Source organism: Flavobacteriales bacterium (assembly GCA_020635395.1).
Classification (GTDB): Bacteria; Bacteroidota; Bacteroidia; order NS11-12g; family UBA9320; genus UBA987.
In genome coordinates, this window is sequence record JACJZV010000001.1 from 867,124 (window position 1) to 886,149 (window position 19,026).

17 protein-coding genes are annotated in these 19,026 nt (G+C 39.5%); 4 read left to right on the forward strand and 13 right to left on the reverse strand.

Annotated elements, in window-relative coordinates:
- Nucleotides 1-7: 7 nt before the first annotated feature.
- Nucleotides 8-730 carry a queuosine precursor transporter gene (locus H6607_03700; GenBank protein MCB9261456.1) on the reverse strand — a complete coding sequence of 241 codons (723 nt, stop codon included), beginning with the start codon at nt 728-730 and terminating at the stop codon, nt 8-10.
- Between the two features lie 135 nt (nt 731-865).
- Here H6607_03700 and H6607_03705 point away from each other — a divergent pair, with 135 nt between their 5' ends.
- Entirely contained in the window at nt 866-1,870 is a 1,005-nt protein-coding gene (locus H6607_03705; GenBank protein ID MCB9261457.1) for a tetratricopeptide repeat protein, read from the forward strand.
- 36 nt (nt 1,871-1,906) lie between these two features.
- Here the strand turns inward: H6607_03705 and H6607_03710 are convergent, their stop codons facing one another.
- The 3 genes from H6607_03710 to H6607_03720 all read right to left on the reverse strand — a co-directional run bounded on the left by H6607_03710 (nt 1,907) and on the right by H6607_03720 (nt 6,233).
- A complete protein-coding gene (locus tag H6607_03710; protein ID MCB9261458.1) occupies nt 1,907-2,647 on the reverse strand; it encodes a glycosyltransferase family 2 protein in 741 nt (246 codons plus the stop codon).
- 3 nt (nt 2,648-2,650) lie between these two features.
- Entirely contained in the window at nt 2,651-3,994 is a 1,344-nt protein-coding gene (gene nhaD, locus H6607_03715) for a sodium:proton antiporter NhaD (GenBank protein MCB9261459.1), read from the reverse strand.
- A gap of 91 nt (nt 3,995-4,085) precedes the next feature.
- Nucleotides 4,086-6,233 carry a T9SS type A sorting domain-containing protein gene (locus H6607_03720; protein MCB9261460.1) on the reverse strand — a complete coding sequence of 716 codons (2,148 nt, stop codon included), beginning with the start codon at nt 6,231-6,233 and terminating at the stop codon, nt 4,086-4,088.
- Nucleotides 6,234-6,507: 274 nt separating this feature from the next.
- On the opposite strand from H6607_03720, the gene aqpZ reads away from it, so the two are divergent.
- Nucleotides 6,508-7,185: an aquaporin Z gene (gene aqpZ, locus H6607_03725; GenBank protein MCB9261461.1), complete on the forward strand. Its 678-nt coding sequence runs from the start codon at nt 6,508-6,510 to the stop codon at nt 7,183-7,185.
- A gap of 38 nt (nt 7,186-7,223) precedes the next feature.
- Here the strand turns inward: aqpZ and nhaD (H6607_03730) are convergent, their stop codons facing one another.
- Nucleotides 7,224-8,549 carry a sodium:proton antiporter NhaD gene (gene nhaD, locus H6607_03730; protein MCB9261462.1) on the reverse strand — a complete coding sequence of 442 codons (1,326 nt, stop codon included), beginning with the start codon at nt 8,547-8,549 and terminating at the stop codon, nt 7,224-7,226.
- 25 nt (nt 8,550-8,574) lie between these two features.
- Entirely contained in the window at nt 8,575-9,024 is a 450-nt protein-coding gene (locus H6607_03735) for a type I restriction enzyme HsdR N-terminal domain-containing protein (GenBank protein MCB9261463.1), read from the reverse strand.
- A gap of 19 nt (nt 9,025-9,043) precedes the next feature.
- On the opposite strand from H6607_03735, the gene holA reads away from it, so the two are divergent.
- Both holA and H6607_03745 read left to right on the forward strand, forming a co-directional pair.
- Entirely contained in the window at nt 9,044-10,051 is a 1,008-nt protein-coding gene (gene holA, locus H6607_03740) for a DNA polymerase III subunit delta (GenBank protein MCB9261464.1), read from the forward strand.
- Between the two features lie 59 nt (nt 10,052-10,110).
- Nucleotides 10,111-12,048: a T9SS type A sorting domain-containing protein gene (locus tag H6607_03745; protein ID MCB9261465.1), complete on the forward strand. Its 1,938-nt coding sequence runs from the start codon at nt 10,111-10,113 to the stop codon at nt 12,046-12,048.
- Nucleotides 12,049-12,227: 179 nt separating this feature from the next.
- Here H6607_03745 and H6607_03750 read toward each other — a convergent pair whose 3' ends face one another.
- The 7 genes from H6607_03750 to mreC all read right to left on the reverse strand — a co-directional run bounded on the left by H6607_03750 (nt 12,228) and on the right by mreC (nt 19,026).
- Entirely contained in the window at nt 12,228-13,490 is a 1,263-nt protein-coding gene (locus H6607_03750) for a hypothetical protein (protein ID MCB9261466.1), read from the reverse strand.
- Nucleotides 13,487-13,645 (reverse strand): T9SS type A sorting domain-containing protein, encoded by a 159-nt coding sequence (locus H6607_03755; GenBank protein MCB9261467.1) that lies wholly within the window; start codon nt 13,643-13,645, stop codon nt 13,487-13,489. Before H6607_03755 ends, H6607_03750 begins: the two co-directional genes overlap by 4 nt.
- A 184-nt stretch (nt 13,646-13,829) precedes the next feature.
- Nucleotides 13,830-14,447 (reverse strand): hypothetical protein, encoded by a 618-nt coding sequence (locus tag H6607_03760; GenBank protein ID MCB9261468.1) that lies wholly within the window; start codon nt 14,445-14,447, stop codon nt 13,830-13,832.
- Between the two features lie 154 nt (nt 14,448-14,601).
- Nucleotides 14,602-15,873, reverse strand: a complete 1,272-nt coding sequence (locus H6607_03765; protein ID MCB9261469.1) for a rod shape-determining protein RodA — start codon at nt 15,871-15,873, stop codon at nt 14,602-14,604.
- Complete coding sequence (mrdA, locus tag H6607_03770; GenBank protein ID MCB9261470.1) at nt 15,863-17,692, reverse strand: penicillin-binding protein 2; 1,830 nt, start codon at nt 17,690-17,692, stop codon at nt 15,863-15,865. The genes H6607_03765 and mrdA overlap by 11 nt, the downstream gene beginning before the upstream one ends.
- The gene (gene mreD, locus H6607_03775) at nt 17,682-18,203 is read right to left on the reverse strand and encodes a rod shape-determining protein MreD (protein ID MCB9261471.1); all 522 of its coding nucleotides are present in this window, start codon (nt 18,201-18,203) and stop codon (nt 17,682-17,684) included. The genes mrdA and mreD overlap by 11 nt, the downstream gene beginning before the upstream one ends.
- Nucleotides 18,193-19,026 (reverse strand): rod shape-determining protein MreC, encoded by an 834-nt coding sequence (mreC, locus tag H6607_03780; GenBank protein ID MCB9261472.1) that lies wholly within the window; start codon nt 19,024-19,026, stop codon nt 18,193-18,195. Before mreC ends, mreD begins: the two co-directional genes overlap by 11 nt.

Consider the following 19,026-nt stretch of genomic DNA (forward strand, 5'->3'; position numbering starts at 1 on the left):
ATGACGTTTATTCATTCTCCAAATACCCATCAATCCATCCATGAAGTAAGTATAACACAGGAGTGAGTGCAATGGCTACCACAAATTTGTAGATGTAGTTGACAATGGCTATCGCCGTAACTTGGTTCAGAGTCATTTTGCCACTTAAATGAAAGGCAATAAACAGCACAATAAACGAATCTATAAGCTGCGAAACCAGTGTGGAACCAGTGGCTCGAAGCCATAGTTTTTTATTTCCTGTAATATTTTTCAGCATTTGAAAAACGGTAACATCGGCTAATTGACCCACCAAAAATGCTACCAACGACCCGGCTATAATCCACAACCCCTGACCAAAAACGAAGCTAAATGCCAAATTCATATCCGCAATGCCATCGGTTGCTCGGCTTGATACAAACCAATCGGATGGTTTTAGACCAATGGAAAGGTATATCATTAAAAACGAATAAGAGATAAGCCCAACAGCGAAATAGCTCAAAAATCGAACACCTTTTTTGCCGAAATATTCGTTGATTATGTCGGTTAGAATAAAAACAACTGGCCAAAGCAATACGCCGGCGGTCATGTTAAACCCATCGAAATGATTGCCTAAGATATGGAAGTTGAGAGGTGAAAAACCAAGTGATTTTTCTAAGTTAAAAATTTTCCCACCAATAAATTCGGCTAACAACGCATTGGCAATGAAAATGCCACCCAAAACAACGAACAACCGACTTTTTTTAGATTCCATACCACGAAATAAATAAATTTATTGTCTGCAAATGCATACACCCAATACCAAATGTGGGGTAATTGTTTTTAATGTATTTTGATTGAGCGATTTACCTACTACTACTTTTGTGGATTGGTGAAGAAAAGGGAAAACATGACAAGAAAATTTATTGCCGCATTGTTTTTAACAGTAAGTAGTTCGGTTTTTTCGCAAACGGCGGAGCAATGGCTTGCATCTGCCAACAATAAAATGGAGGAGGGCAACACTCTTGGAGCTATCAGAGATTATACGTCTGCCATAGAGTTAAATAGAAATTTAACCGATGCCTATTTTGGCCGAGGTAGTGTTTATGCCGAGCTGTTGAGCTACGACATGGCTGTGAAAGATTTTAACAAAGCCATCGAACTTGATTCAAATTCGGCTATGGCATTTTTCAATAGGGGCGTGGTGTATGAAGCAAAGGGCTATAGAGCATCGGCTCTAAATGATTTCAATCATTATATCAGCTTGCGTCCTGCCGATTTGCAGGGGTATTTGGCTCGAGCAGAACTTTTTATTAAAGAAGGCAAAACCACCGAAGCCATGTCTGATTACGAACGTGCAAGTAAATTGGAACCTGTTGATTACGAAGGATATTTGAGCCGAAGCGAGGTAAATTTGATTCTTGGCGATACGGCTGGGGCTCTCCGCGATATTTCACATTGCATCGATTTACATCCGCAAGAATCGCAAGCCTATTTTTTTAGGGCCAATATATATGCAGCTCAAAACCTGTTAAATAAGGCAATAGACGATATGAATCTGGTTATTTTGGACAAGCCGAATAATGCGGAAGCATTGGCAAAGCGGGGGTTTTTTTATGCTAAAAGTGGCATTTTAGAGGCCGCTGTTGAAGATTTAAAAAAATCACTTTCCATCAAAAATAGGCAGCCAAATGTTTGGTTCGATTTGGGATATTATCAATTAGAACTTAAACAATTTCAAGATGCCATTTTATCGTTTCAAAATAGTTTAGCAACTGGTATTGTTGACCCTGAACTGGCCTATTACAACAAAGGGGTCGCGGAGTTTGCTCTGAATAAAAAGCAGGAGGCTTGCAACAGCATGAGCAAAGCCGGAGCAATGGGGCTTGAGCATCTGCAAAAGCATTGCCGATAATTGGCGACCGCAAATACGGTAATAGACTCTTTTTGTTTAGCTTAAAAAGCTGCGTTTTATGAACCCCCATTTTTGGAGTCGATAAACAATGCTTACCCGAATTACTCCCAAGCCGTATTTTACACTTCGTTTAAAGTTGATGGAAGAAGCCTCCTCGAAGTATTTGGTGGGGCATGTAACTTCGCCAATTTCATAACCGGCAAAACATATTTGAGCCGTCATTTCATTGTCGAAAACAAAGTCATCCGAATTGGCTTCAATGTTGATTTTACTAAAAACTTCGGTTGAGAAAGCACGATATCCGGTATGGTATTCGGATAGTTTTTGCCCCATCAAAATATTTTGAAACAAGGTCAAAAATCGGTTGGCAACATATTTGTATATGGGCATTCCACCTCGCAAAGCACCTTTTCCCAAAATGCGGGAGGCATACACCACCGGATACACCTCATTTGCTATAATGCTGGCCATGGCCCTCAAAAGTTTTGGTGTGTATTGATAGTCGGGGTGAAGCATTACCACAATGTTGGCATCCAGCTCTAATGCTTTTTTGTAACACGATTTTTGATTGCCACCATATCCGCGGTTTTTTTCGTGTTTTACAATGTGTTTTATGCCCAAATCTTTCGCTTTTGCAATAGTTTCATCGCGGCTGGCATCATCCACCAATACAACTTCATCAACCAAATCAAACGGAATTTCGTTGTAGGTTTGTTCCAGTGTTTTGGCGGCATTATATGCCGGCAAAACCACTACAATTTTTTTATCTAAAATCAAGGGTTAAGAAAAAAGAAGGAAATATACCAAAGCACCTGCTAAATAACCAAGAACGGCAAGCCAAGAGATTTTTTTCAGATACCAACCAAAATCAATTTTTTCGAGTCCCATGGCTGCAACACCCGCTGCTGAACCAATAATAAGCGAGCTACCGCCAACCCCTGCACAATAGGCCAAAAATTGCCAAAAAGTGCCATCGGCTGCAAAGGCCGATCCTTGTGCTGCGGCCATCATGCTTTCACGATACATACCCTGTGCAGCGGCCACCAAGGGCACGTTGTCAACGATGGCAGATAGAAACCCAATAGAAATATTAATAGCAAATATGTTTCCGATTTTTTCATCAAGAAATTGTGCCAATGCTTTAAGGTGTCCAAATTCTTGTAAGGCAGCCACAGCCATTAAAATACCTAAAAAGAAAAGCACACTGGCCACATCAATTTTTTGTAAAACACCAATAACCGAAAGGTCGTGTTTGTCTTCTTTGTTTTTTGCCCGATGAATAATTTCAGTAGTAATCCATAAGATACCCAAACTGAGCATCATGCCAGTAAAGGGTGGCAAGTGTGTAATGGTTTTGAAAACTGGAACAAAAATTAAACCGCCAATACCCATAATGAATACCAAGTTTCTTTCTCCGGAAGTGGTTGGGTTTGAATAGTGTTCAATACCCTCGGCTTTTAGGGGTCTTTCTAATTCTTTTCCTTTAAGTTTATAACCTAAAACCAACATGGGAACCAAAATGGCAACCAAACTCGGCAAGATCAAATCAACAATCATTTTACCCACGTTTGGCAGGTTTCCGGCATTCCAAAGCATGGTGGTGGTAACGTCTCCAATGGGCGACCATGCACCTCCGGCGTTGGCGGCAATAACCACCATACCAACAAACAGCCATCGCATTTCTTTTTCTTTAACCAATTTTCGCAATAGCGAAATCATTACAATTGTTGTTGTAAGGTTATCTAAAACCGCGGACAAAAAGAAGGTAAGAAAGCAAACAATCCAAAGCAGTTTCGTGGCATTTTTAGTCTTAATTCTATCCGTAATTACGCTAAAACCCTCATGGGCATCAACCAATTCCACAATGGTCATGGCACCCATCAAGAAGAACAAAATACTGGCTATTTCATATAAATGATTGACCAATCCGCCGTGTTCGCCACCGCTTCCATGATTGATGATGTGCTGTACTTCGTGGCTGGATCCACCTATTGAGAATGAAAACAACGCCCAGCAAATCATACCCGTAACCAAAGCTGATGCTGCTTTGTCTATTTTTATATTGTGTTCAAGAGCAATAGCTGCATAACCCAAAATAAAAACGGCAATTACTAAAATCTCCATCTTTTAAAAATTTGGTGCAAAAATAACCTTATAGTTGATTTAAGAAATTTGTGTCTGAAAACCCATAAATGAACAAGGTCAATAGAAATTCTTACTCCAGGAGTAATTTAGAAATGTATTCATTTCCATTATTAGCCATTGTCTTTAAAATGTATATGCCAGGCGGCAATTCAGGATTCAGGTTCTGCTCAGCGTTAGGCTCAACGGTTTTACTAAAAACCAATTTTCCGTCTGTGGTATATATTAAAACACCCGAAATTTGTACATTTTCATTTGTAGCTCGAATGTAGAAACCATGTGAGCTGGGGTTTGGGCTGATATTTATCACATCTGAGTAGCGTAAATCTTGGGTAAAAAGTCCGGTAATAAAGTGACAATCTGAGGTGTCAAGACAATTGTCGTAGGCTATTTCCACAGCATATTGTCCGCTGTTTTGGTTTTCAAACACCGCCGAATCTGCACCTACAATTTCGGTATAACCATTTTTGCAATCCAGCCATTGAAATTGCCCAACACTGCTCTGTGCAGTCAGTTTTTTAGCCTCCACTTTTACTTTTGTGTCAATGTTTACAACGGTAACGTGCATGGTAATAATACTGTCGCACCCGGAGGCATTTTGTAGGGTATCCAAATAGGTTGTTGAGGCATTAAATATTTTTCCATCCGTTGGCGAGACTGCCGTGCCGCATCCGTGAATGTTTATTTCGGAACTATTTTGCCCTCCAATCACAAGAGATATTTTAATGATGCTGTCACAACCTCTACCATTTATCAGGGTATCATAAAAAATGCCGGAATTACCCAAAATTCTACCTTTTGGAGATATGTAAACATTGCACGAATGAGCATTTATGTCATGATAGGTTGTTAAACCGCTTACGGTGGTTGTTATTATGCTGTCGCAGCCAACCATGTTTTGAATGGTGTCATAATGCACGTCTCCGGGTTTTAACCATTTAGTTTTCAATGGATTCAAAACAGAATCGCAGGCATTCAAATGAAATGATGAATAAGTTGGATTTAAAATGGTTAGTTGCAGTTTTTCAATGCTGTCGCAACCAAAAGTATTTGTGAAATTTTCGAAATAAGTGCCGCTTGAGTTATACGTTTTCCCCGTAGAAGAGGTATAGCTTATGCACGAACTTTTTGTTGATAAAACCGAATCGCCACCCACTTTGAGGTTTGTGGTAATAACGCTGTCGCAACCAGCTGCATTGGCCAAAATGTCGTAGTAGGTGCCTGATTTTTTATAAACTTTTCCGGTGGCTGACGTAAAGCTATCACACTCTCGAATGTTTTGAGTGAAATAGGAATTGCTCGTTATGATAATATGGTGTGAAATGACCGAATCGCAACCTACACTATTGGGTATATGTTTGGTGAGGGTTGTCGTGCTTTTTACAAGTTTGCTAAAATAGGTGTCCAAATAACTGTTGCACGCCCTAAATGTATCGTTCGCATACGTTGCATCTTGACTCAGACCGGCACCGGTTGTCCAGTTAGAGCTTGATCCGCTAAGGGTAAATGTATTTAACGTACCGTTGTTTCCATTTCCCGAATAGTCTTTGGTGGAGTTAATTCCTGAATTGTTTCCATTGGCTGTGCCTTCGTCAAGTTTGTAATAACCCATGAGGTGAGGAATATTCAACCCACACAATTCCATGTTCATGTTGGCTTTAATAATGGTGTCTGACCAGGCGGTGTCCCAAACCCGAACTTCATCAATATTTCCATCCCAATATCGGCCATAGGTGGGGTGATACCCCAACGTGAGGGGCGTGTTTAAACTACCACCTACCGAGATATTGGTGGCAAGCGTGTCCACTAAATAACCGTTGACATACAATCGCATTTTGACACCATTATAAGTGGCTGCAATGTGCGACCAACTTCCAATATTGAGCCATCCAATGGTTGTATTGATTTCTGACCAACTGCCGTTGGTGCCAGCACCAATGCCAAAACCCACTTTACCTCCGTCTCCGGCACGCAGCATAAAGCCGCCATTGTTGCTGTTGCTTTCTTTGATAACAATGCTTCCTTCGTAAATTTTTTGAGGAAAAGATTCGGGTTTTATCCATGCTTCAACAGTAAACGATTTTTTGCCGACATCTAACGCCGTATCGTTACCACAGTTTACACCATCGCTCGAACCATCAAAATTTAGAGCATTTTGGGCAGGCAAAGCGATCGAAAGAAAAACTAAAAAACCAAATGAGAGTAAATGCCGATGTTTCATTTGCATGAGATTTTGTTGCAATACGGGGCAATTTAACCCAAAAAACAAACATTGCAGAAAAAAATATTTTAATGATGTAATGATTTGATAATTAGTTTATTAAATTTTGATGTGCATCAATTATCGTTTAAATTCGGATTAAAAATGAGACCTAAAATTCCTGTTTTTAAAAAAAATAATGAGTATTTCGTGGGAGGCATGGTGGTTTTTGATAGGGCTTTTATGTGGCAATTTTTGTTAGAGTTTACTTTTTTTTAACATAAAAATATTTAAAATGAGAAATTATTTATCTGAATTTATCGGAACTTTTTGGTTGGTATTGGGTGGCTGTGGCAGTGCAGTTTTGGCTGCTGCTTTTCCCGATGTCGGCATTGGTTTAGTAGGTGTTTCATTGGCTTTTGGACTTACCGTTCTTACAATTGCTTATTCTTTTGGTCATCTTTCTGGGGCACATCTCAATCCGGCGGTTACGGTAGGCTTGTGGATGGGTGGCCGGATTAATTCAAAAGAAGTATTGCCTTACATTGTTTCACAGGTTTTAGGTGGTATTGCTGCTGCAGGGTGCTTGTATATTATTGCCACCGGAAATGGGAGTGATATAGGCAATTTTGCTGCCAACGGTTATGGGGAACATTCGCCAGGTGGATATGGTATGGCGGCGGCAATTGTTACCGAATTGGTAATGACTTTTATGTTTTTGTTAGTTATTTTGGGTGCCACGGACAAAAAAGCTCCTGCCGGTTTTGCCGGAATTGCCATCGGTTTGGCTTTAACCCTTATTCATCTTATTAGCATTCCGGTTACAAATACTTCAGTTAACCCTGCAAGAAGTGTTAGCCAAGCTTTGTTTGTGGGAGATTGGGCTTTGAGCCAATTGTGGCTGTTTATACTTATTCCCACCATTGGCGGTGCGGCGGCAGGCATGGTTTATAAATATTTTAAATCTGAATAAAGCCCGATTTAAGTAAGGCGGTTTGCAGTTTTGAAATTTTAGACAAATACAAACATTGAGAGCAAATAATAAACAATGGCTCCACCAAGATAGCCTATAACTGCAAGCCAAGTTACTTTTTTTAGATACCAGCCAAATTCTATCTTTTCAAGACCCATAGCCGCCACTCCGGCAGCCGAACCAATGATAAGACAACTGCCACCCACACCGGCACAGTAGGCCAAAAATTGCCAAAAATGCCCGTTAGCCGCAAACTCTCCGGATGCAGCCACCTCATACATTCCCTGTGCTGCGGCCACCAAAGGCACGTTGTCCACAATGCTGCTTAAAAAGCCAATGGCTACGTTTATTATGTAAATATCTCCAATAGAATTATTTAAGAACTCGGCTAATTTGCCCAGGTGTCCAAACTCTTGAAGTGCGGCCACTGCTAACAAAATTCCTAAGAAGAAAAGTACGCTGGAAACGTCAATTTTTTGAAGAACACCCACCACCGAAAGCGGATGTTTGTCTTCTTTGTTTTTGCTTCGATGGATTATTTCGGTAACCACCCAAAGTATGCCCAAACTGAACATCATGCCCATAAACGGACTTAAATGGGTAATGGTTTTAAACACCGGAACGAATACCAAACCGCCTATACCTAAGGTAAAAATGAGTTTTCTTTCTGAATCTGTTGTTGGGTTGGTTTTGTGTGCAGAAAGGGTATCTGCTTGAGGTCTGGCAAGCTCTCTTCCTTTTAATGAAAAGCTCAAAGCCAAAATAGGCAGAATCAACGAAACAAGACTTGGCAGGATAAGATGTGTGAGCATTTTACCCACATCGGGCAGTTGGCCGCCATTCCACAATAAGGTAGTGGTAACATCGCCAATGGGCGACCACGCACCGCCAGCGTTTGCCGCAATTACTACTAAACCCACAAAAAGCCATCGCATTTGTTTGTCGTCAATCAACTTTCGCAACAGCGAAATCATTACAATGGTTGTGGTTAGGTTGTCGAGAACCGATGATAGAAAAAAGGTAATCAATCCCACAATCCATAGCAGTTTTACGGCATTGGTAGTTTTTATTTGGTCAGTTATCACTTTAAATCCTTCGTGAGCATCCACCAATTCCACAATGGTCATGGCACCCATCAAGAAAAACAGAATTCCTGCAATGTCGAACAAATGATGTCCCATGCTGTGTTCGAGGGCTTCTTTTAATTCGTGTCCGTGGTAAGTTTTTCCTAAATAAAAAGAGAAAAGAGTCCAGCAAATCATGCCGGTGAGCAAGGCCGAAGCAGCCTTGTCAATTTTAATGTTGTGTTCTAAAGCAATGGCGGCATAACCGATGACAAAGACTGCAATAACCAAGAGTTCCATACGTGAAATTTTGCACGAAAGTAGATTAAGAAATGATACGTTGATACGGTGGAAAGTCGTTTTCAGAAATTATTTTTTTCGATTTTGTATCTACTCTATAAATCAATGAGTTGCGACCATTCGTGATAGCAAAAAATGGGGCATTTAGAGCAAAATTATATTGAGCAATTTGGTGAATGGTGTCTTCCGAAAGTTCAACAAACGGAGCCTTACACTCTATCAGCAATTTTGGTTGCCCGTTGGCAAAAATCAAAATGTCAAATCGCTTTTTCAGTTTTAGATAAGTTATCTGTTTTTCTACCGAAATAGAAGCCGCAGGATAACCCAAATCTTGAACAAGATGATAAATGACAAACTGCCTAACTTGTTCTTCTGGAGTTTCTTGGATGTATTTTTTTCGGATTGGGTCAAAAATGTATAGGGTGTTTTTTTCAACACGGGTTTTAATTCCAAGTTTTTCCCAATTAAATTGCACCAAATTTTTTTAGCAAACGGTGGCAAGTATAGCAGAATTTGACAAAATAGTTTCGGAAATCAAGTCGAGAAAGTTTCAACCCATTTATTTTTTGGAAGGGGAGGAGAGCTATTTTATCGACAAAGTGGCCGACCTTTTGGAAGAATCCGTATTGACAGAGGCCGAAAAAGGATTTAACTATCAGGCCGTTTACGGAAAAGATTCAAACATCAACGATATTATTTCTGCCGCCAAGCGGTTTCCGATGATGGCCGAATATCAGCTCATCATGGTTCGCGAGGCACAGTATTTAAAAACCATTGATGCACTTTTAGACTATTGTGAAAATCCGGTAAAGTCAACAGTTTTGGTGTTTCTTTATAAAGGAAAAAAGGTAAACAAAGCCACCAAATTGGGCAAAGAACTGAAAAAATTTGGGTTGTTTACCACTGCCAAACTCTATGACAACGAAGTGGCCGGATGGTTAGCCGCTCATTGCAAATCGTTGGGAATAACCATTGCTCCGCAAGCCGCACAAGTGCTTTTGCAAACGCTTGGCAGTGATTTAAACAAAATATCAGGCGAAATAGAAAAGGCAAAAGCCAACTTAGGAAGTCGGAAACAAATTGAAATGGACGATTTGGCCAAAGGTGGCGGTATAGACAAAGAATATAATGTGTTTGAACTGACCAAAAGCATAGGCAAGCGGGATTTGAAAACAAGTCTTCAGATAGTTAAATATTTTGGTCAAAACACCAAGGACAACCCCTTTGTGCTGGTTTTGATAAACTTATACAACTATTTTAAGAAAGTGCATCTAATTCATTTTCAAAAAACAACCAATAGCACAGAAATTGCCAGAGCGGTAGGTTTATCGCCCTATTTTGTGACAGAGTATATAACAGCCGCAAAAAACTATCAGCCCGCAAAAATTAGCCAAGTATTTAGTGTTCTACACGAATTTGATTTGAGAAGCAAGGGAATAGAAGGTGGAAAATCAGAAGAAGGCGAACTTTTGACAGAAATGGTAGCAAGAATTATAAAGTAATTTCTACATTTGTCAACTTTAACGAAAACGTAATAAAGAATTAATAGTTAAAAAGTAGTATGAAAAAAGCAATACTTTTATCAGCTGCATTGGCAACCATATCAATAGCCAATGCACAAACAGATGCAAACGCAGGAGTAGTAAACATGGAGGATGGAAGCCATCTAAAAGCCATAGACGGAAGTCAGTATGCTACTACTCCAAATCAATCAATGGGCAACAAACAAATTCATGCAAAAAGCCGTGAGGAAGTGTATGATTTTGTTAGAGTAGGAAACACTTTTTATGATTTGCAAACAAATGCGGCTATTGGTAGAAGAGCCATTTTGCACGATGATGGAACAATCACTGTGGCATGGACATTTAGCGGCACCAGCAGCACCACATGGCCAGACAGAGGTTCGGCGGTAAATTATTTTGACGGAACCGATTGGGGTGCAGAACCAACGGTAAGAACCGAAAATAACGTAAGAACTGGTTGGCCATCTATTGGCGTTTTGGCGGATGGATCAGTTTATACCATTGCTCATGATGCTGCCGATGGTGGTTTGGTAATAGCATCTACTTCGGCAAAAGGTGGAAGTACTTGGACAACTGGAAGCAACGTTGTAACAAATCCTAACGGAAATTTGATTTGGAACAGAACGGCAAACAATGGCGATATCATGCACACTTTGGTTGCATTTTCTGCCCAGTCAGGCGACCCAGATGTAATTATAAATGGTATAACAAATCCAGTTTTATACTCCCGTTCGTTAGATGCCGGTAAAACATGGTCAACCCCAACGACCTTACCAGGCTACGATTCATCAAGATATTTAGATGGAGACGGAGATGTATATGCTATTGATACCCGCGATTCGGTTGTGGCAATGGTTATTGGTGGAAGATATAAAGATGTTACCATGTGGAAATCAATGGACAATGGCGACAACTGGACAGTTTCTATTATCGATACGTTCGAAATTCCACGTTTTGTGTGGGGTAGAACATTGGTTGATGTAAACAATCCATACCTAACAAACGATGGTGCAGTAGATATTTTGATTGACAACAACAACAATGTACACGTGGTAACTGGAAGAGTAAGTTATGCGGATGACGACACCACGGATGATTTAGCTCGTTCAGGAAGCCTTTATAATCTATTCCACTGGAGCGAAAACGAACCTATTTGGAAAGTATGTGGTACCCCAATTGACATGGACGGAGCCAACGGCTCAAATGGTTCTCCTTATGAATTTGCTGATGAAACAACAAATAGCATGGACGCTAACGGTAACCCGAATGGAGGCCTAAGTTATGCTGCCCGCTACGGTGGAACCAGCCTTTCTACACACCCAAGTCTTTCGTGTGATGCAAGCAACAACATATATGTAACATACGATTGCCCTGTGGAGTTTACTTACCACGATTTTGGTGCAAACTTTAGAGATGTACATATTTCTTTTTCAACCGATGGTGGAGCCAATTGGGCAATTCCTCAAAACGCCACTCAATTGCGTAAAAAAGAAGCCGTATTTGCTTGTATGACTAAGAAAACAGATGATTTTGTTCACTTCATTTTTCAGGTGGATGAGCATCCTGGAACAAACTTGCAAAACAGCGGAAGCGGTAACTTGCATCCAAACGTTGAGAATACAATATTCTATGCAGCTATTCCTGTAACCGACCTGATGGCCGGAAACATTGGTCAAAACACGTTGGGTGAGCGACCAATCGAAAAAGATGCGAAAGTGTTTGTGGTTAGTCAAAACCAACCAAATCCATTCAGTGCAGAAACCAATGTAATGATTTACTTGCGTTCTGGAAGTGATTTGTCATACACTATCACCGATGCAACCGGAAAAGTGGTAGCTACTCAAAATTTGGGCTACAACAACGCTGGAAACCACAACATTGTTATTGATGGAAACAACCTTACAAGTGGCGTATATTTCTACACCATTTCGTCAAAAGACAATAAGGTTACCAAATCAATGCAAGTAGTTAAATAAGATTTGGATTAGATAAAAAGCAAAAGCCCTTCGCAATGCGAAGGGCTTTTTTTGTGACAAATTTTTTGGGAGGAAATATTGATTGATTTTTCTATCTCCTTCTCTCTCCATAATGGATATGGTGGTTTTTTGCAGTAGATACAGGGAGTTGTTGCTCTCCTAATACTTTGGGGGTATGGCTAATATACCCTAAAAAACACCCCCAAGCCGGCTTGTTGAATTGTAGAGTTTTTGCTGAACATAGCCCTACCATAAGCTTCTAAACCAATATATTTAAACTTTTTAGGAAAGGGCATGTACTTAATTGAGGTACTGCAGGTAATGCCACGAAATGGGAGAAGATCAGTGACCTCATATCCCTCGTATGGGCGTTTCTTAATTACACGGTATTGCAAAAAACCTTTACCAATTATGATTCCTACATTAATACTGCTTTCAACACGTTTTGAAAAAGGATGGAAATAATAGCCCAATTCCGAACCTCCATAAATTGCATTAAATTCACGCAAAAGATTATAACGTTCATTATCATCCGGAAATAAATCAAAGAGAACATACCTTCGATCTAGAAACCATTGGTAAGTATATTGGAAACTAATGTTTGCGGAAAGACATTTATTTAATAAAAAACTACTGTTCCATTCTCCTCCAACCCAAAGAGGATTAAATTCCAACGTTTCAAAATCGGGGTAATTGTTTTTAAAATCCGCCCTAAAATAATTCATTCCACGAACCGACAGCGTTGGTCGTAGCTTTGCCAAAACAGAATCGGCAGAATGTGTTGGAATCTTATAAAACAAACCCAAGCCTGCTTGACGCAATGTTGAATTTTTGCTAAACATTGCTCTGCCGTAGGCTTCCAAACCAACATACTTAAATTTTTTGGGGAAGGGACTGTACCTAAATGAAGTACTAAAGGTAATGCCATAAAATGGCAGACTGGTTTCCGTATCAGATCCATCGTAAGGAGGTACTTTTATCAGACGGTAATGCAATAAACCTTTACCAATTATGATTCCTGCATTAATACTACTTTCAACGCGTTTTGAAAAAGGATGGAAATAATAGCCCAATTCCGAACCCCCATAAATTGCTTTAAATTCATGCAAATGATTCCAACGTGCATCATTAGGATATAGATCGAAATGAATATCGTTTTTTCTGTAATCTTGCTTGGTTATTTGAGCGTAAACGCTCAATGAAAGACATTTATTTACTGAAAAACAACTATTCAGTTCACCGCCGATAATAAAAGGGTTATATCTTGAAGTTTCAAAATCGGGGTAATTGTTATTGAAGTCAGCCCTAAAATAATTCATTCCACGAACCGATAGGGTTGGTCGTAGCTTAGTTGTCCAAACAGAATCGGGAGAATGGAATAAGCCGAATGATTTTGTCGAAGAAAGCAATACAAAAGCTAAACCTGCAATTTTTACTTTCATAATTTTATCAGTTTAAAAGTATTTGTTTGCCCCCATGGGTTGGAAACAATCACGTAGTACATACCACTTTTTAAGGAGGATAAGTCAAACCATGCTTCACCCATTACCTCTTTTTGCACAATGGCTAGGCGAGAATATTGGTAGATGATTTTCATAGTGCTAATTATGCTTATTTTAATGTTATAATTGCTTATCTCAATTGGTAAGAATTTATCAAAGATAGTCCGTTATTTGATATTCACCAATCGTTTCATTTATCAATCCAGTCACTGCCACAACAATCTATCAAAAAAGCTGATAGTTGTCTGAGATATTTTGCATTTAGTATATCACAAGATGCTATAATCCTTTGATATTTATATGTTTCAGCTTATAAGACGAATAGCCGGTATCGGTTTGAAAACAATTTTGGTCGCTGGTCATATACATTAACATTGTTCGTTTATCCACGTTACCGATTAGTATGAGAGGAGTTTTTTTGTCTTCCAAATTTTTTGTGATACCAACCATGATAAACTCATTGCATGAAACCCAGATTACTTCATCAATCCATCTTGAATTTGTACCAAAATATATTCTGTTCCAATATTTCTTTTGGTTATCAAACAATAGTATGGCTTGGTCAATGTCAGGAGAGGCATAATAATATTTTCCGTTTTTCTCCAAGTTTAATTGATAGCTGTATATGTCTATAAACAGTGTACTATCGGGCGAGTATGTAATTATTGGTTTGTATATATCTAAAAATGTTTTGAGATAATTCGAATCCTGTTCATAGTCGCCATCAAAAGCCACCGTATCTTTAACATTGAAAGACGATAGATTGAAATTGTCAAAGGTGGCAACCCACTCTTTGAGTTCATTATCAAAACAATTTTTGTATGACAATAGGTTTTTATCTTGTTCTGATGGCACAAATCCAAGGAAGAAAAAAGCCGATAAAAGAAGATATTTCACAAACAATTGAAATGAAAAAAATCCTGTTTTACATTGTCTTCAAACCTCAAAAATAACACATAATGATTAGATAAAAGACAGACTTCTTTGTTTAAACAAGGCTACAACAAAATATTTATTTGAAAATCTAATGGAAATCATGCGGTTTGATAACCTAATAATTTACCGAATCCAGCTCATTTTCTCTGTTGGCATCAAAGCGGAGCAACAAAAACAACATAACGGTAAAAGATATAAGGCTGGAACCGCCATAGCTAATAAAGGGTAGTGGTATGCCAATAACCGGAGCCAAATTGATGGTCATGGCAATGTTTATCAGAAAATGAAAAAATAAAATACTTAAAACGCAGTAGGCATATACTCGGCTGAATTTGCTTCGCTGCCGCTCGGCAATATGAATTATTCTAAAAAATAAGGCCACATAAAGTGCAATGAGGATGGTGCAACCAAGCCATCCGAACTCCTCGCCAATGCTGGTAAAAATAAAATCGGTGTGCTGCTCTGGCACAAAATCACCTTTGGTTTGGGTGCCTTGCAAATACCCTTTTCCTAAAAAACCTCCCGACCCAATGGCCGTTTTTGATTGATCTACATTGTAGCCTAACCCTAATGGGTCGTCTATAATACCCAACATTACCTGAATACGCTTTTGTTGATGGTCTTCCAATACTTTTGAAAAAGCAATATCAACCACTACGCTAAAAGCCATGCAGGCAGCCATGATAAGCCATATTTTTCGCAATAAAGCTGCATCTGTATAAACAAATCCGGTAATGAGCAGGCCAAGAATAATGAGCGTAATTATCATGGGTATGATAGAAAAAGCGATGGTGGCTACGGCAAGAATGATGCTGACAATGCCCACTACCAAAATAACACCCGACAAGCCTTCGCGATACAAAACTAAGGCAAACGAGAAAAACACTAATCCGGAGCCGGCATCACCCTGCAATACAATCAACAAAATAGGGAGCAATACAATTCCGGCGGTAAACAGTTGATAGCGAATGCTTTTCATATCGGTATCAATATCGCTGATATATTTGCTCAGGGCAAGTGCTACGCCAAGTTTGGTAAACTCGCTTGGCTGCAAAAGAAACCCGCCAAAGGAAAACCATGATCGTGCACCGTGTTTTTCTGTGCCAATAAAAATGACCAGAATAAGCATGGCTATCCAAAAGGCAAAAAACCAGTAAGAAAATACCTCAAAAAACCGTGTTTCGATAAGAAAAAGCATAGAGCCGATGATGATAGACACCGCCAAAAACATGATTTGTCGTTCGTAATTATTGCTCAGATTAATGATACCATCATCTGTGGCAATGGATGAAGAGTAGATGCTGAGTAAACCTACGGTTGCCAATGCCAAAAATAGTAGCACCGTCAATACATCAAATCTCGATTTGCTCTCTATTTCATTCATCATGGCTGCTCTCTGATGCTGCTTGGGGGTGTAATGGTCGCATAACTCTTTTTTCTAAATCGGGGCGTTGGCTAATGCTGTCGCGGTTTATATATTTTTCAATCATGAGCGTGCTGATTGGTGCGGCCCAAGTGGCACCATAGCCTGCATTTTCAACAATAGTTGCAATAGCTATTTTGGGGTTGTTCATTGGGGCGAAGGCCATAAAAATACTGTGGTTTTCGCCATGTGGGTTTTGGGCTGTTCCCGTTTTTCCGCATATTTCTATACCCGGAATTTGAACTCCTGCTCCTGTTCCGGCCAACATCACACCACGCATACCTTCAATAACCGGTGCAAAATGTTGGGCATCAACCCGAGTAAGATGTTTTTCCGTAAAGGCAGAATTTATGCCCTCACCTGTGTAAACATGAGGTGTATAGTAATAACCCCTATTGGCAATAATGGTGGCTATATTGGCAATTTGCAAGGGAGTTAGGGTTAACTCGCCTTGACCAATGGCCAGCGATACGATTCTAACATAATTCCATTTATTTTTTCCGTGGTAGCGATGAAAATATTCTGCCGTTGGCACATTTCCTCCTTTTTCACCACTGATATCGCAACCCAATGTGTGCCCCAGCCCAAATCTATCTAAATATCCTGCCCAGTTGTTATATCCTTCTTCAATATTGGCAAAACGGTCTTGATGTAGGATTTCACGAAAAACGTTGCAATAGTAGGCATTGCATGATGTTTGAATACTAAAGCGGAGGTCGGGGCTGCCAAAGTGCGGGTGGCAACGAACTGTTAAACGGCCAACATGAAAACCTCCGGCACATGTAAAACGAGTTTCTGGAGTAATAACTCCTTCTTGAAGACCTATTAAGGCCATAACCGTTTTAAACGTACTTCCAGGTGGATATTGTGATGTTATGGCTCTATTTATCAATGGTTTATTGGGGTCGGCGGCAAGTGCGGCATAGTTTTTTCCAAGGTTTTTTATGGCAAACATATCTGGTTTGTAGCCTGGGGTGCTTACCATGGCCAATATCTCCCCAGTGCTGGGTTCGATGGCAACAATGCTTCCGGTTTTTCCCTCCATCAGTTTTTCGCCATACTCTTGCAGCAGCACATCAAGCGAAACGTGCATGGCATCAGCCACTTTCGATTTTGAGTCGAATTCTCCGTTTTTATAAATATCTTTAATGTATCCGGCGTTGTTTCTCAAAAAATATTGTTTGCCTTTTACTCCTCTTAATCGTGTTTCATAATATTTCTCAATGCCGCTTTTGCCAATATATTCGCCAATGTCGTAGTATTCTTCTTTGTCGTTTTCGAGTTCTGTTCTTGATATTTCGGCAACATAACCGAGTGTGTGGGCTGCCACATTGTGTTTATATTTTCTATCACTTCGAGTTTCGAGGGCAAATTGAGGAAACGAATGCAAACCTTCTTGTATCCGGGCAAAATCTGCAGCCTCCAAATTTTTAATAAAAATGGCTTTTCCGTTATACGATTTTAGACTCCTAAATTTTTGCGAAACCTCATCTCTGCTCAGTTTTAACAAATGTGCCAAAGACGACATATCAATTTTTGAGGTGTCAAACGGAAAATGAATAACCAAGTCGTGGGCATCTTCATTAAACACAATTACCTCACCATTTCTGTCAATAATAAGCCCTCGGTCAGGATAGTCTGTAATAACTCGAATAGAAATGTTCGCAGATTTTTCTACATATTTATCACTGATTATTTGCAAGTAAAAGAGTTTGGCAATTAGAACAAAGGCAAATAGCAAAATTGCTATTTTAATGACTGTTGCTCTATTGTTAGTCGCCATCTTGCTGAACTGTATTAAACGAAAATTGGAAGAGCAAAATTAAGAAAATGGCAAGGCTGCTGCTGTAAATAATTTTGAGCAAAGTGTTCACAAAGTGATGAAATGAAAAACTCTCGAGCGACAGCAGAATGAAATGAAAAATAAATACAAACAGCGGCATATAGAGCAAATACCAACTTCGGTCGGTATTATTAAAATTAGGTCTAATGCCCGTGGCAAGCCACTCTTTATCAACAAATCGGCTGAAGTATTGATGCCTGAAAAACATCATAAATACACAAGTAAACGAGTGTAGCCCAGGAGTGCCAAAACTATCGGCCAAAGCCCCAAGTAAAAATCCGGCCACATATCCTTGCCAATGCGGCAAATTGATGGGCAAAGACATAAGCAGCATAATATATATCTGCGGAAACATATATTGATTGAGGTTGAGGTGGTCTATAATCAACACCTGAACCGCCACCAAAAGCAATGCTTTTAGACCAAATATAAACCACTCGTTACTCTTCATTGATGTATTTGTCTTGCAACTGGTCGAGTTCTTTTTTGAATAAATTTTTGATGATATACACCTCGCCCAATCGCGTCATGTCGGTGGACAATTTTACCTCCAACACCCAGTATTTGTTGTTCTCACTTTTTGATACTTTGCTGATATTGCCAATAGCAACCCCATCTGGAAACAAATCGGCGAATGGTGTAGTGGCCACTTCCTGTCCTACTTTTATATCGTAATGGTTGCTCACATTTTGAATTTGTACATAATCTGGGTTGGAGCCATTCCAACTAAGTTTACCAAACCGAACTTCGCCTGCAATTTTTGGAGTGAGAATAAAATCGCTATTTAGAATGGACATGGCCACCGAAAAATTTTCGGAAACATCCACAATTTTTCCGGCCACGCCTTGCGGACTAATAACCCCCATATTTTTTTCAACCCCCTGAGCATAGCCTCGGTTTATGGTAAAATAATTTTTTTGTTTTCGGATGTTGTTGTAAATAACCGTGGCCGGAATGTAGCTGTACAAAAGCTTTTTGGCAGAATCTTTGGCCAATAAAGTATCATCCGAAATAAAAATAAAGTTTTCTGTTCCGCGAGTTCTTAAAAGAATATTTTCATTTTTAAGTTTCTGATTTTCAGATTGTAAGGAAAAGTAATTGATTACATTTTTTCGTTGGGTTAAAATATTTCCATTCACTTGGCTCGAAGTGCTGAAAAAAACAGCCTGATGATAATTGTTGAATCGAATAAGAGCAAAAAGTGAAATGCCCTGTAGTAGCAAAAAAAGCAAAATGTGAAAATTTGTCCGTATAAATTGGAGCAGATTTCGCAT